This is a genomic window from Limosilactobacillus mucosae DSM 13345, from assembly GCF_001436025.1.
Classification (GTDB): Bacteria; Bacillota; Bacilli; order Lactobacillales; family Lactobacillaceae; genus Limosilactobacillus; species Limosilactobacillus mucosae.
In genome coordinates this window covers 58,318-71,875 of record NZ_AZEQ01000002.1, presented here as the reverse complement: position 1 = coordinate 71,875, position 13,558 = coordinate 58,318, and the positions used below count along the sequence as shown (strand labels likewise).

At 48.4% G+C, this 13,558-nt stretch carries 11 protein-coding genes; 5 read left to right on the top strand and 6 right to left on the bottom strand.

Features of this window, described 5'->3' with window-relative positions; all coding sequences use genetic code 11:
* Window positions 1–144: 144 nt before the first annotated feature.
* Window positions 145–1,191 carry a zinc-dependent alcohol dehydrogenase family protein gene (locus FC47_RS01225; protein WP_056967592.1) on the bottom strand — a complete coding sequence of 349 codons (1,047 nt, stop codon included), beginning with the start codon at window positions 1,189–1,191 and terminating at the stop codon, window positions 145–147.
* Between the two features lie 87 nt (window positions 1,192–1,278).
* Here FC47_RS01225 and FC47_RS01220 point away from each other — a divergent pair, with 87 nt between their 5' ends.
* The 3 genes from FC47_RS01220 (at window position 1,279) to FC47_RS01210 (ending at window position 4,673) form a co-directional block, all read left to right on the top strand.
* Window positions 1,279–1,725 carry a GNAT family N-acetyltransferase gene (locus tag FC47_RS01220; protein WP_006500693.1) on the top strand — a complete coding sequence of 149 codons (447 nt, stop codon included), beginning with the start codon at window positions 1,279–1,281 and terminating at the stop codon, window positions 1,723–1,725.
* An 81-nt stretch (window positions 1,726–1,806) separates the two neighbouring features.
* The gene (locus tag FC47_RS01215) at window positions 1,807–3,270 is read left to right on the top strand and encodes a sucrose-6-phosphate hydrolase (RefSeq protein WP_056967590.1); all 1,464 of its coding nucleotides are present in this window, start codon (window positions 1,807–1,809) and stop codon (window positions 3,268–3,270) included.
* A 17-nt stretch (window positions 3,271–3,287) separates the two neighbouring features.
* Window positions 3,288–4,673 (top strand): DUF2252 domain-containing protein, encoded by a 1,386-nt coding sequence (locus tag FC47_RS01210; protein ID WP_056967588.1) that lies wholly within the window; start codon window positions 3,288–3,290, stop codon window positions 4,671–4,673.
* A gap of 61 nt (window positions 4,674–4,734) precedes the next feature.
* Here FC47_RS01210 and FC47_RS01205 read toward each other — a convergent pair whose 3' ends face one another.
* From FC47_RS01205 to FC47_RS01195, 3 genes are all read right to left on the bottom strand, one after another.
* Window positions 4,735–5,409 carry a TVP38/TMEM64 family protein gene (locus tag FC47_RS01205; protein WP_056967586.1) on the bottom strand — a complete coding sequence of 225 codons (675 nt, stop codon included), beginning with the start codon at window positions 5,407–5,409 and terminating at the stop codon, window positions 4,735–4,737.
* A gap of 267 nt (window positions 5,410–5,676) precedes the next feature.
* On the bottom strand, window positions 5,677–6,294 hold the full coding sequence (locus tag FC47_RS01200; protein ID WP_056967584.1) for a hypothetical protein: 618 nt from the start codon (window positions 6,292–6,294) through the stop codon (window positions 5,677–5,679).
* 15 nt (window positions 6,295–6,309) lie between these two features.
* Window positions 6,310–7,200, bottom strand: a complete 891-nt coding sequence (locus FC47_RS01195) for a PPK2 family polyphosphate kinase (RefSeq protein ID WP_056967583.1) — start codon at window positions 7,198–7,200, stop codon at window positions 6,310–6,312.
* A 207-nt stretch (window positions 7,201–7,407) separates the two neighbouring features.
* Here FC47_RS01195 and FC47_RS01190 point away from each other — a divergent pair, with 207 nt between their 5' ends.
* Window positions 7,408–8,061, top strand: a complete 654-nt coding sequence (locus FC47_RS01190) for a hypothetical protein (RefSeq protein ID WP_048345768.1) — start codon at window positions 7,408–7,410, stop codon at window positions 8,059–8,061.
* Between the two features lie 61 nt (window positions 8,062–8,122).
* Here the strand turns inward: FC47_RS01190 and FC47_RS01185 are convergent, their stop codons facing one another.
* Window positions 8,123–10,981, bottom strand: coding sequence for a DEAD/DEAH box helicase (locus tag FC47_RS01185; RefSeq protein ID WP_056967582.1), 2,859 nt, complete (start codon window positions 10,979–10,981; stop codon window positions 8,123–8,125).
* A gap of 197 nt (window positions 10,982–11,178) precedes the next feature.
* Here FC47_RS01185 and FC47_RS01180 point away from each other — a divergent pair, with 197 nt between their 5' ends.
* Window positions 11,179–12,099, top strand: a complete 921-nt coding sequence (locus tag FC47_RS01180; protein WP_034540708.1) for a serine hydrolase — start codon at window positions 11,179–11,181, stop codon at window positions 12,097–12,099.
* A 90-nt stretch (window positions 12,100–12,189) separates the two neighbouring features.
* On the opposite strand, the gene FC47_RS01175 is transcribed toward FC47_RS01180, so the two are convergent.
* Window positions 12,190–13,308: a D-alanyl-D-alanine carboxypeptidase family protein gene (locus FC47_RS01175; protein WP_081036717.1), complete on the bottom strand. Its 1,119-nt coding sequence runs from the start codon at window positions 13,306–13,308 to the stop codon at window positions 12,190–12,192.
* Window positions 13,309–13,558 lie beyond the last annotated feature (250 nt).

Genomic DNA, 13,558 nt, shown 5'->3' with positions numbered 1-13,558 from the left:
TTTTATTGTTATTTATCATACCTGCTTTTCGCAAAATGTCAATCGTTTAACAATTATTTTTACCAGCAAAATGACAATGGGTTGACATATAATCCCGTTTTAAAGGCATTTTGCCCACCTGGTGGAATTTAAAAAAATTTTAATTCATTCGCGTGTCCCGACTCTTAAGACGCAGGCACCGTCAATATCGCCCTGCTTAACCCGCCGCAATGCTTCATCAGCTTTGGCCAGCGGATATTCGGCAACTCTGGGGTGAATATCCAGACGATCGGCCAGCGTCAAAAACTCTTCACCGTCACGCCGCGTATTGCTCTCAACACTGGTCAGTACTTTTTCATGAAAGAGATGATCCTGGTAGGCCATTTGCGGCACGTCGCTCATATGAATACCTGCCAAAGCCAGCGTTCCCCCAGGTACCAGATTCTCCAGCGCCTTGGGAATCATCTGGCCGGCTGGTGCAAACATGATTGCCGAATCAAGCAGTACCGGCGTTTGATCATACGCACCCTGCGCGGAGGCACATCCCAGCTGCCGAGCAAACTGCCGCGCGTCTTTCCCTCTTGTAAAGACGTGAACCTCAATTCCCTGCTTAATCGCAATCTGCGCCGTGATGTGCGCTGAACCACCGAATCCGTATAGACCCAAGCGACCACCTGCCGGAACGTTGGCACGCAGATAGGCTCGATAGCCGATAATCCCAGCACAGAGCAGCGGGGCCGCCGTCAAGTCATCGAAACGCGCGGGGATTCGATAGGCAAATCCTTCTGGTACCGTGACATATTCAGCATAGCCGCCATCGTGATCCCAGCCTGTGTAGCATGAATGGGGGCAAAGGTTTTCGCGACCCGAACGACAAAAGCGGCAAACCCCACATGCATGCCGAAACCAGGGAATCCCGATCCGCTCGCCAAGCTTAAAGCGCTGTGTATCTTCGCCAAATGCCACAACCTGCCCCACGATTTCATGACCAGGCGTGACGTTGGGCTGATGAACCGGCAGATCGCCTTCGCTGACGTGCAGATCAGTATGACAGACGCCACAGGCCAGCACCTTAACCAGAACCTCGCCTCGTTTTGGCTTCGGCACTGGCTTTAAGACAAATTGAAGCGGTGATTGTTCGCCATCGATTGGTCCCGGCTTGACAACCGCCCAGGCATGCATCATTTCAGGAATTGATTCTTTTTTCTCCATATTGCCACCTCGCTTGCTAAAAACCTATACTTAGACTACAAGTAAATAATAACGCTAATTCAAACTGACATTACAGGAGGTTTTATCATGATTGACGTAAGACAGACCAATGAACTGACGCCGCGAGAACTGGTTACGATCTTTAAGGAACGGACGCGCGTTTTTGTCGTTGAACAGACCTGCTATTATCAAGAAGTCGATGACGAAGACTACCAATGTTTTCACGTGCGGATTTTAGACGATCGGACCAATGAGCTGATGGCCTACGCGCGCATCATGCCAAAAAAAGACTCCGTAACGTTTGGCCGCGTGCTGGTCGTTGAAAAATTCCGCAGGCAGGGACTGGGCAGTCAGCTGCTCAAGGCCGTCTTGGATTATATCTCAACGCATTTTCCTGGTCTGGACGTTGAGATTGAAGCGCAGGCCTATCTAACCAAGTTTTATGGCAGCTTTGGCTTTAAGCAGACATCCGAGATCTACCTACTGGATAATATTCCTCATTGTCAGATGAAACTGGCCGCAAGCGTTGATTGATAAACGTTTGACATCAAGCCGTCAACTCCTTAAAATTAAAATGTAAAACAGCGCTTTCAAATTAACAGAGGGGTTGAAATTATGGAATGGACTCGCGAGCAACGCTACTTACCTTATGAAAAGCACAGCGCCTTGGAACTGCTGAAACTACAGGCACAGGCTGCCAATTCGTCTTATCAGATGCATTATCACGTGCGGCCGAACTCTGGTTTGCTGAACGATCCAAATGGCTTTTCCTATTACAATAATGAATGGCACGTTTTTTACCAGTCGTTCCCATTTGGTGCCGCTCATGGTCTGAAGTCATGGATGCACATGACTTCACCAGATCTGGTACATTGGCAGAATCATGGCCTGGCCCTGGCACCGGACACTGAATATGACAGTCATGGCGCTTATTCAGGATCAGCCCGTGTAATTGATGATCGGCTGTTCTTAATGTATACCGGCAATCATCGTGATGCTGACTGGCAAAGAACGCCTTATCAGCTGGGAGCCTGGCTGGACAAACAAAACCAGGTAGCCAAGCTGGACCAGCCACTGTTTGTCAATCCCGATCACATCAGCGAGCATTTTAGAGACCCACAGTTGTTGAAACACAACGGCAGATACTACGCCATCATTGGTGCACAAGAAAAAGACACTCAAGAAGGACACATTGATCTATGGGTCAGCGATGAGCTTACGACTGGCTGGCAGGAAGTCGGCTATGTTGATTGTATGGCCGATTCAATGGGCTATATGTGCGAATGTCCCAATCTGATCGACGTTGACGGCCATCCCGTTTTGATTTTCTGTCCGCAGGGCTTGGATAAAAAGGTCGCCGACTATGAAAACATCTACCCAAACATGTATCTGACCGGTGATGATTTCGACTATGAAAAGGCTAAACTGATCAACAGCTCACAGATTCCCGTCAACCTGGATGATGGTTTTGACGTCTATGCCACGCAGGCCTTCAACGCGCCAGATGGCAAGGCTTATGCCATCAGTTGGGTAGGCTTGCCAGATCTTTCCTATCCTACCGACACGGAAAACTGGGCCAACTGTCTGAGCCAGGTTAAAGAACTGCACTATCAAAACGGCCGCCTGCTTCAAAAACCCGTTGCGGCAATGAAAGAACTGCGCGGCCAGGCTGAATCGTTTAATGGCAACGTCAGCCACATCAAGACCGGCCGCCAGTTTGAGATGACCGTTGACATCGCCGCCGACCAAGCTGGCACGCTCTTTTTAGCAGCTGCCCAGGATCTTTCTGCCGGTTTACAGGTGCGTTTTGACACGCGGACTGGTAAACTAAGCGTAGATCGCAGTCATGCCGGCCAACCTGTCGCTCCCGACTTTGGCACGGTAAGAAGCGTAAAGCTGCCAGCCGATCAGCCTTTAAAGCTTGACGTTTTTATCGATCATTCGCTAGCCGAGATTTTCGTCAATGATGGCGAACACATCTTGACTCTGCGTTTCTTCAATGATCCTTGTCAGGTCTGGGCAGGCTTTGATGAGCGGATCAATGCTCATGGAACGGTATGGCAGCTGAAAAACATGTGAAGGAAGTTTTGTCAGTGATGCTCAATCAGCCTCTGGATGTTTTTGACTTAAAAAAAATCCAGGTCAACGCCACGAAAGCCGAACTGGAAACCGATGGCAAGCTGCAGCGCCGCCAAGTCCCAGTCGAAAAGCTCGGTGAATACGTTCCCGTTCAGCGCGATCCAATCAATTTGATCAAGCTGACCGAAGCCAAGATGATCCCTGAACTGCTGCCATTGCGTCATCAACGCATGGCCGCCAGCCGCTTCGCCTTTTTTCGCGGCACCGCGGAATTAATGGAACAAGACCTTAAGCAGCAGTATCAAAGCGGCATCTCAATCATTATCAATGGCGATGCCCATTTAGGAAACTATGGCTTCTATGCCTCGCCAGAACGCAAATTGCTGTTTGATCTCAATGATTTTGATGAATCTCGGATCGGCAATTGGGAAAGCGACTTAAAGCGCCTTTTGGTCAGCACCTACCTGGTTGGTCTGCAGAATAATTTTGAGCCAGATCGGCTGCAAGCGCTCTTAAGCAGCATGTGCAAGGTTTATCGACGCGGCGTCAAGCATGCCGAGACGCTCACTCTGCTGCAGCGCTTTTATTTTTCATACGAGATTCATGATATGATTCAAACGCTGAACTCGCTGGAGGATAACGATCGTGCCGAAATGAGCCGCATCGTCGATCGAATTCTCAAAAAGAGCCATAAGAACAACTCAGAAACGGTCATCAAAAAATTCACGACGCTCAATTCGCGTGGTCATCTGATCTTCCGTGAGAATCCGCCCCGCGCCCGCCACGTCAGCGACCACACTTTCAGACAGATTCAAGCTGCCTATAACAGCTATCGCAACTACGTCAGAGAAGACATCCGCGTTTTGCTGGCCAGCTACCATCTTTCGGACGTGATTCGCTACAGCGTCGGCGTTGGCAGCTTTGGTACGCGCTGCTTTTTATTGCTGCTGACCGGGATTGATGGCAGTCACCTGGTCCTGCAGATGAAAGAAGCCTTGCCGCTGCGCTATAATCTGCTGGCCATGCCGGTTGCTGAATCCATCAAAAGCAGTCTGAATGCTGGACGGCGGATCGTTACGGCACAAAAGGTTCTGCAGTCGGCTTCTGATCCTTTTCTCGGCAGTACGCATTTTGATGGTCGCGGCTACTACCTGCGCCAATTCCGAGACATGAAGGAATCAATTGACGCGACCCGCTTGGATTTTGAAAGTCTGAGCGTTTATGCCGAGATCTGCAGTTTTCTATTGGCCATGGCGCATTTCCAAAGCCCTACCGCTCCTCGCATTGCCGGCTATCTGCGCAAGCAAAAACAGCTGGATGAAGGCTTGGCCAACTGGGCGGTTCAATATTCCAAACAGGTCGATCAAGACTATCAGCGCTTTTTAGCTTACCTGAATCAATAGCAATTATAAAAACACCTCGTCTGGCAACTGCCAAGCGGGGTGTTTTTAGTTTCATGAATCGTTAGACAGCTGGACTGGTCGGTTTCTTCATCCGGCGTCGAACCAAGAAATACATAGCGATCAGAATCAGCAGCGCGACCAATGCCCCGCTGCAGCGCTTGAAATCAGCATTAAACAGTGCATCACCGCCAAATGCATACAAAAACGAGGTTGGCAGCATTCCACCAGCAATCATCAGCAGAAAATGCCCGCGATCAAGCTTCATCCTAACCCCGGCATAATCAACCAAAATACTGGGAATTACGGGAATCATGTAGCCAATCGTCAAACCAATCAAAGGATGCTGCTGATCGGTCAGTGCCGTCAGCAGACGACTGGTCTTGATTTTTTTCGAAACGTCAACGTGCTTGATCAGCTCAACGACCAGACAGCTGCCCAAGACGTTGCCGACCCAGTTCATTGCAAAACCGATCCATGGTCCATAGCATAGACCAGCCAGAATGCACAGCAGCGAATTGGACATTCCTGGAATCGCATTCAAAAGGCCAATCACAATGGTTAACAGCACGATATCAGCTGCCCCATGCGAACGAATCAGCTTCATCAATTGATGCCGATGCGCCACGGTTGGGTCAACCACCAGCATCAGTTCGCGCCGAAAATCCCAGACCAATAAAATCAGCCCAATCAGCGCTAAAATACCCCCAACCGTCAAAACAATTCTGCGTTTCTTCATTGCAATCTCCCCTAGACTAAGACGACCCCTGTCCAACTGATCAGCCAGGCAGGGGTCGCGCAATAGGTGTGTATATAGTATACGGGTTTATTGTATGAAACTTTGCTGCCAAGTGCAACTAAATTCATCAATTCATTGATAGTCAGCATGCCACCAACGCTGTTTTTCAATCCTCCAGCAAAGCTTTCTAATCAAGATCACTTGTCTGGCCAATAACCCATCACTTTCACGCCTCAGCATTTCCTTTCACCAGCCGCTCTACAAGACTCAGTCCCACCAGGCATTGATATTCTGGAGATCCAGCTGCAGCCGATCCCACTGCCGGTTTAAGAGATGATGAGCAGCTGTTTTTAACTGAGTTGCCGTGACATGGCGATCGCTCGTCAAACCGCGCTTGGCAAATTGATGCGCGCTGGCTTTTAGATAGACCGCGTATGGTTCGATCAAGGCTGGCGAAATCTGCAGCTTTTTAACTAACACTCCGGCCATCATTGCAGCCGCCTGCTGATAGCGCTGCTTTTCCAAATAGCCATCCAGCTTGTCGGCCATTTCTTCAATCCACTGGTTCAGCGGATCGTCTGGCGTCAGGTCTTCTAGAAACCTTAGATTAAACGACCAGTCCCACCAAGGATGCTCACCTACAAACCAACGGCGCGCCGTTTGATCTTGAATCAACGGTGCCAGGCTCTGGTACAGTCGCTTGGTCTGCAAATGGCTGAACTCATTTGCCGGCCGGTGCTGCCAGTCTGCAATTACTGGTACCGCATGCTTTTTTTCAATCAGCTCCCATTGACACTGACCATCGTTAAGCTGTTTGAGACTAAGATAGCTGTCAAGCGGCACGGTTATTTTCTGCCATTGATCAAATGAATTTACCAGGCCCATATTTTTCCTCACTGATTAATCTTTTTCGTTTTCCAAGCGGTGCAGCGCATCATCCATGGCAGCCTTTTGCTCAGCAGTAACTTCGGGGAAGGAAAGATCCAGCTTGCCCAGCCGCTTGGTCAAAATATCCGAGACGACCAGCCGCGAGTACCACTTGCTGTCGCTAGGAATTACGTACCAAGGATTATTTTTGGTAGCAGTTTCGTTGATGGCTTTTTCATAGGCCAGCTGGTATTCATCCCAGTATTGACGCTCCTTGATGTCTGAAGCGGAGAATTTCCAGTTCTTTTCCGGCATAGTGATGCGCCGTTCAAACCGCTTCTTCTGCTCGCCTTTTGAAACGTGCAAGAAGAACTTCAAAACGACATAACCGTTGCGCGTTAAGTATTTTTCAAACTGGCGAATATCTTCGTAGCGGCCATCCCAAAAGGCATCGTTGACATCATCAATCGATAGGACGTTTGGCAGGTTGGCATTAAGAATCAGTTCAGGATGCACCCGCGAAACCAAAACGTCTTCATAGTAGGAACGATTCAAAACACCGATTGCCCCGCGTTCAGGAAGTTTCTGGTGGATCCGCCACAAATAGTCGTGACTCAGATCAGTCTTGCTGGGCTGCTTGAAGTTATTGACCGTAAACCCAACCGGATCAATTCCAGAAAAGATGTGGGCAATCATACTATCCTTGCCGGCAGCATCCAGTGCCTGAAAGACCAAGACGACGCCATAGCGCGATCTTGAATACATCTTCTTTTGAAATTTCTTCAGTTTTTTTAGATTGGCTTCGATCTGACCCTTCACGTTTTCAACCATGGCCATGTCTTCATCGTTATAGCCATCGATTTTGGTTGGGGCCGCTTCAATATCAAAGTCCTTGCCAACAAATTTATATTGTTTGGTATCCATTGCAAAAACTCCCTTCAAAACATCATTAAAAACTATTATACCGCATTGGACGGCAACAATTCCGCCAATCAATCGAGTCAGCAGGCATTCTTAACTAATTGTGCAAAAGACGGTCCTAAAACATACCATTGCAGCAGTGCTTAGGTTTGAGAATGAATAAAAACCTGGCTTATAATTAAGTCAGCATTACTAGAGGAGGAGTTTTAAATGACCGCGCAAGCAACCCTCGATTGGCAGCATGAGATTCACCATGCCATTATTGCCGCATTGCCTAACCGCGACTATGAACTGATTGCCTTTAATCAGGCCAAGTCGACCGAAAGCATCTACGCCAACGTTTTGCATGGTCAGCGGCTGTTTTATCTGCGTTTTTCCTGGCATGAGAATGAACGCTCGCGCCGCTTTGCCGATGCTTCTTTTGATCTGCGCCGCTATGGCAGTCATCGTGAGCTGGTTGCAAGTCTTAGAAAAAATTTCCAGCAGCCGCAATTTGGCAGCATCAAGCTTGGCTATTGGCATTTTGTCTGGCTGGCCATGCTGGAAAAGCTGGGCCAGACTGGCAATGAGCCGCTGCGTTTTAATAACGATGGCGTTTTGATCAATCATCAGCTGCTCAGCAATCCGGCGGCTCTGCATCGCTTGCGGGCATTGATCAACTTTGGCCTGGCAATCACGGTTCATGAAGACGCCTACCTTGCCATCAGCAAAGACGGCCTCAACCTGCTCAATCATTACTGGGATGTTGCCGACTTTGCTGACAGCCGCCAGTGGGACGATAATCCGCGGATCATGACGATTGATGAACTGACTTGGCAGCTCAACAACATCAAGCCCCCTGTCCGCCATGCCAAACGCCATTAAATACTTTTAAACGCGCGACTCAAGCCCCGCTGAAGCCTGAGTCGCGCGTTTTCTATTTTATTTATGAATTCTCTTGATGGAACTGATGAGCCGCTCTTTCATTTTGCCAGGCCAGATAAAGTGCTTGATCAACAGGATGTTTTAACAACAGCTCCACGCCAAAAATCGGCTTATTGGTACCCTTTTGCAAAAACTCATGAGCAGATCCCGGCATAACCTGGCAAAGACCAAGGTAGACAAACTGCGACTGGTCCTGCTCATCTGAATTTTTAACGAATAGATGCAGGCTGGCGTTTGGATTCAGCAGCTTTTCGGCATCGCGGCTGTTCAGCGTGCGGTTGGTCTTGGAATAAAAAGAAAGCTGCGTCCGGCTGCGAAACTGATTGTCAAAGTCAATCGCAGCCCGCGTATTTGAATGGTGGTAGGTCACAAACAAAATCCCCGTCTCACCCATGAAATAATAGCCGCCAATTCCATTAGGCACCATGTATTGAGCGTTGTTCAAGAGCTTGACGGCATCCATGCGGGTATAGCGCTGGTTGAGCGTCAGCGGTTGTTTCTGATCATACTTTTCAGCCTGCAGTCTGCCGGTTTCAATGGCATCATTCCAAAACAGCCTGAACTCAGCGTCTCTCAGATAGTTTTGAATCTGGGGGTGCAGCTGAATCTGCTGACCAGTCGTGATAATCAAGGACTGATTGCCATAGCGGATCCGACTGCCAATCTTGCCTTTAGTCAGATAATATTCCAGCGTCAAGACTCGTTTAACCGATGCCAAGGTCGCGTCATCAACCCAACAGCCATTCTGATGCAGTTGCGCTTGATAATCAGCGACTGTAATCGTTGACTGCTTGGTCAGCATTGCCAATAAAATCAGTTCATGCTGGCGCTTGCCATTGGCCAATTCCTCAGTCAGAAACTGTAAAACCGGTTCCGTTTGAGGATTGAGATTGACCGTTGTTCCCATTTTTTGCAGGAAGCGCGGATAGGTCTTAAACTTTTCGGCAAAGATGCTTTCATCAAGGATTCCTGCTCTTTGAAAATCAGCCATCAATGGTGTTCTTCCCAGCCGCTGCTTAAGCTGACTAAACTCGCTTTTGAGCAGACTCATCCCGGTCAGCTGAGCCTTTTCAACTGACGCCAGGATCCGTTCATAGGCCAGCCGCGTAAATGAGATCGTTGAAATTCCCAAGGTTGGCTCGGCACGCAGCGTCTGAAGCGCCCGACTGCGCTGGTGGGAATGATCATCAGTCAGTGCCTGGGGAATCAAATAGTTGTGCTGATAGTTACCGATAAAATCAATCACTGTCAAAAACTGCTTGCCAACTGCTTTGCGCAGTCCGCGTCCCAGCTGCTGCAGAAAAACGATTGCCGATTGCGTATCGCGCAGCATGATCACTTGATTGACGCAGGGAATATCGATCCCTTCGTTAAAAACATCAACCGTGATCAGATAGACCAACTCACCGGCTTGCAGTCTGGCAACTGCCTGCTCTCTTTTGGCTGCCGAATCCTGTCCCGTTAGCGCCTGCGCCGGATACCCCTTCTGCGTCAAAAGGGCGGCCAGTTCTTGAGCTTCTTTGGTTCGCGAGCAAAAAATCAAGCCATGCAAGACATCCCCGTCATGTCCATAATAGTCAGCCACTTTGATTATCCAGTCCACCCGTTCAGGCTGAATCAAATGTTTGAGCGGCGTTTTTTCGCTAACGGTCTGTCCCTGCCAGACATAGTCACTGACGCCAACAAACTGAAATGGGCACAGCATCCGCTCGCTTAACGCCTCTTGAAGTCGAATCTCATAGGCCAGCTGGTAGTTGAACAAGGCATAGACGTTGAAATCATCGGTTCGATCCGGAGTAGCCGTCAGTCCCAATAAAAAGCGCGGCTGCAGCCAGTTGATGATTTTTTGATAGCTGGCCGCACCGGCATGATGGACCTCATCAATAATCACATAGTCAAAATCAGCCGGCCCAATCTGATCCAAGTGCCTTGCCAGCGTCTGGACCGTGGCAAACACGTATCGCGCGGTGCCGGGCGTCTGCTGACTGGTAAAAAAGCCATAGTCTTGATCTTGACCGCCAATAATCTTTTGAAAACTGGCCCGCGCCTTTAAAAGCAGCTGCTCACGATGGGCAATCACCAGGACGCGGTTAGGTTGGGCGTTTTGAACGGCAAACGCGGCCAAATACGTTTTCCCTGTCCCCGTTGCTGAAATTACCAAAGCCCGCTTTTCACCAGCCTGGCACAGCGCCTCAATTCGTTTGCAGGCAGCTTTTTGCATGGCATTGGGCGTAATCAGATCAGACTGGCTCGTTTGCGATGCTGTGCTTAAGACTGGTGCCTGCCAGCCTTTTTGATATGCCGTCAGCCATGCCGCGTTTAATTGAACCCCCGCCTGCCATTGATTGCCAAACTCAGCTGCAAACTGCTGAATAACGGCTCCTTGATGCTTAGAGCTGACTTTAAGACACCATTCGGCATTTTTTAAAAGCGCGTCCATCGTCAGGTTGGCACTGCCGATGATCAACGTCTCATAGTCTTGATGGTCAAACCAGTAGCCTTTTTGGTGAAAGCCGACCTCTCCAGTCAAGCGCACCTTCAAATTAGGAATCTTCATCAATTCGGCAAAGACCTGAGGAGAATTGAACTGCAGATAGGTTCCCGTCAAAAGCTCACCGCCAACTCCTTTTTGCGCCAGGTCCATCATGATCGATTTAATTGGCACTAAAACAGCCGGCGTAATGAAGGCAACTGCCATCTTAAAATTCGTGCAGGTGCGCAGTTCATTTTTGATTTCGTTAAATATCGTATTGCCTTGTCGATTGGTTAAGATTTCTGGTCCCAGTGCGCCAGCCGGCAGACTGCCATCGATAAAGCCATTTTGTAAGTCAGCTCGCAGCTGATCATCTATCCACGTCATAAACCTCTCCTTAAGCTAACAATGTTGATCACGATATCTACTTTAGATTAATTCAAAATCTGTGACAAAGCTTTTGCCTGCAAACATGGCATAACTGCTTCAAAATTCATGAATTCTTCAATTTGAGGTGTTAAACTATTTTAGTCTTTACAAAAGTTTTTATATTCTAAATAAAAAAATCATGGAAGGAAATTGTAATGAACCAGCGACCAGCACGAAAAACTCAGTTTAAACCCAATCGAAGGCGCCGTCTGTTTAAATGGCTGACGATCATCCTGATATTTGTCGCCTTAGGATGTACGGCCGGTTTGCTGATTCCTGGTCTGAATAGTTCCCGTAACGCCAGCGTTAAACTGTCATCGCCCTTAAAAATCGTCCAAAAGGTAGTCTCCAACAGCTCCTCATCAACTGCCGACAGTACCAATACTCAGCTGCAGGACGCCTGGAAATCAACTCTTCAGCAGGCTGACGGACACGTGGCCATTGCCGTCTACTCGAACCAAACCAAAAAGACCTACACGGCATCCAACGCTGCAAATCATTCATATCGCATGGCCAGCACAGTCAAGGTCTCAATTTTGGTCGGTCTCTTGATGAAACAGGGCACATTAAACAGCAGCGAGCAGGCCAATGCCCAGGCCATGATTGAAAACAGCAGCAATACCGCCGCTTCGGCTCTGTTTGTTGAGCTGGGAGAAAAAAGCGGCCTGCAGGAGACTTTTGACAAACTGGGAATGACTGACTCTAAGGCCCATGAAGAATGGGGACTTTCAACTACTACTCCTAGCGATCAGCTTAAACTGCTCAACGCCATTTTCTACTCATCCAACCTCTTAAGCACCAGTCAGCAGTCGTATGTACGCAATCTGATGCAAAACGTTGAAAGCGATCAGCAATGGGGAATTTCAGCCGGCAGCACCAACTTCTACCTTAAAAACGGCTGGCTGGACGAAGACGATGGCTGGATCATCAACAGTATCGGCTACATACCCGGTAACAATGGCGCCAGCGACAGCTATACGATCGCAGTCTACACTGATGACAACTCTTCAATGCAAAATGGTGAAAATACGATTGAAAAGCTGGCCAAATCAACCAGCAAGATCTTAAACAAATAGGTCCAGCAGTTTAAGATCGGCACTGCTTTACCGATTCAGCATAAAAGCGCTGATTTAGACTTTGAACAGTCTGAATCAGCGCTTTTGCTTTTACTTTAGCTTTAGGGCAACCTGTGGCATGTCGTTAGGCGTTAGCTTGCTGCCTTTCAGTGTTCCCTTTATCTTAATCGTCTTTTTTTCAAGCTTGGTATCTTTAGGCAGCCACAGCGTCGTTGTTTTAGCTGCTCGTGCCTTCTTTTGACCGACTTTGATCAGCGCACCTTTTTTGATCGTCTGTGGTGCAAAGCGACCCAATACGCGATTATAGAGGTTATTGGTCTGTTGGAACTGATTGTTGAAGTCGCCAGGAACGTTTAAGACTACCGTAACCAGGCGGCGATTGTTAAACGTTCCGGTGCTGACAAAGCAGTTGCCGGCTGAATCAGTCGTCCCGGTCTTTAGGCCATCGATCTCACCATCTGCTCGATCCAGAGCCGCTCCCTTGATCATCAGATTGATATTTTGCATGTGATATGTCTGTGAGGCACTGACTGGAAAGTCTTCTTGCGCTGTTTTGGTAATGTTGACGACATCGGGATAATGGTTCAACAGCCAGCTGGCAATCTTAGCCAGATCGACAGCTGAAATTTGATTTTCGGCGTTTTTGGAGACATTTTTCAAGCGCAGCGTCCCCAAATCACCATTCTCCAGGCCAATCATGTTGTAGATCTTGGCATCGGTCACACCAGCTTCTTTGGCAACCTGCTGCATCTTTGTATTGAACTTAGCCACGCTGCCGGCGTCAGCTAAGGCTAGCGCTTCGGCACTGCCATCAGCCGAAACCAGCATCATTGAATCAACCAATGACTTAATCGTATAGCTTTCACCTTCATTCAGGGGAACGTTGGAAAAGCGCCAGTCATTGGCCATGACCGCCACTGGATGCGAGATCGTTACCTTTTGATCCCAGCTTAGCTTATGAGCCTGAATATCTTTTTCAATGACGGCCAGTGTGAGAATCTTAATGGTGGAAGCAACCGGATAACGTTTTCGCGCGTTTTTTTGGTACAGAATCTGCCCAGTCTTAGCATCCATGGCAATCGCAGCCTTGGCATCGACATCTTGGCTCGTACCCACGTTTTGTCCCGATTGGTGGCCGTTGCTGTCTGATAAGCTGTCTTGCGCGACAACCGTTGATTCTTCAGTTGCCTCGCCATCAGCCAAAACCATTGAAGAAAGGCCAAGCAGGCTGAGATTAAGGCTGAGCAGTACCAAAACCAGGTTCTGCAGGCGTTTCTTCCAGCTATGTCTATTCATTTTAAATATCAATCCTTATTAATAATTCTTTCTTGACACTGTCTTTTCTATCTTAACGCAAAATTCTGCCTGATTAGCAGCAAAATCCAAAAATCTCCCTGACGTTTTTTAGCCGCTAGTTTGACTCACTTTTTGAGGGCCAGCCAATTATATGCCAAGTCAG

Coding starts and splice junctions, on each gene's coding strand:
- FC47_RS01225 (WP_056967592.1), bottom strand. CDS start 1,191: ATGGAGAAAAAAGAATCAATTCCTGAAATGATGCATGCCTGGGCGGTT.
- FC47_RS01220 (WP_006500693.1), top strand. CDS start 1,279: ATGATTGACGTAAGACAGACCAATGAACTGACGCCGCGAGAACTGGTT.
- FC47_RS01215 (WP_056967590.1), top strand. CDS start 1,807: ATGGAATGGACTCGCGAGCAACGCTACTTACCTTATGAAAAGCACAGC.
- FC47_RS01210 (WP_056967588.1), top strand. CDS start 3,288: ATGCTCAATCAGCCTCTGGATGTTTTTGACTTAAAAAAAATCCAGGTC.
- FC47_RS01205 (WP_056967586.1), bottom strand. CDS start 5,409: ATGAAGAAACGCAGAATTGTTTTGACGGTTGGGGGTATTTTAGCGCTG.
- FC47_RS01200 (WP_056967584.1), bottom strand. CDS start 6,294: ATGGGCCTGGTAAATTCATTTGATCAATGGCAGAAAATAACCGTGCCG.
- FC47_RS01195 (WP_056967583.1), bottom strand. CDS start 7,200: ATGGATACCAAACAATATAAATTTGTTGGCAAGGACTTTGATATTGAA.
- FC47_RS01190 (WP_048345768.1), top strand. CDS start 7,408: ATGACCGCGCAAGCAACCCTCGATTGGCAGCATGAGATTCACCATGCC.
- FC47_RS01185 (WP_056967582.1), bottom strand. CDS start 10,981: ATGACGTGGATAGATGATCAGCTGCGAGCTGACTTACAAAATGGCTTT.
- FC47_RS01180 (WP_034540708.1), top strand. CDS start 11,179: ATGAACCAGCGACCAGCACGAAAAACTCAGTTTAAACCCAATCGAAGG.
- FC47_RS01175 (WP_081036717.1), bottom strand. CDS start 13,308: ATGGTTTTGGCTGATGGCGAGGCAACTGAAGAATCAACGGTTGTCGCG.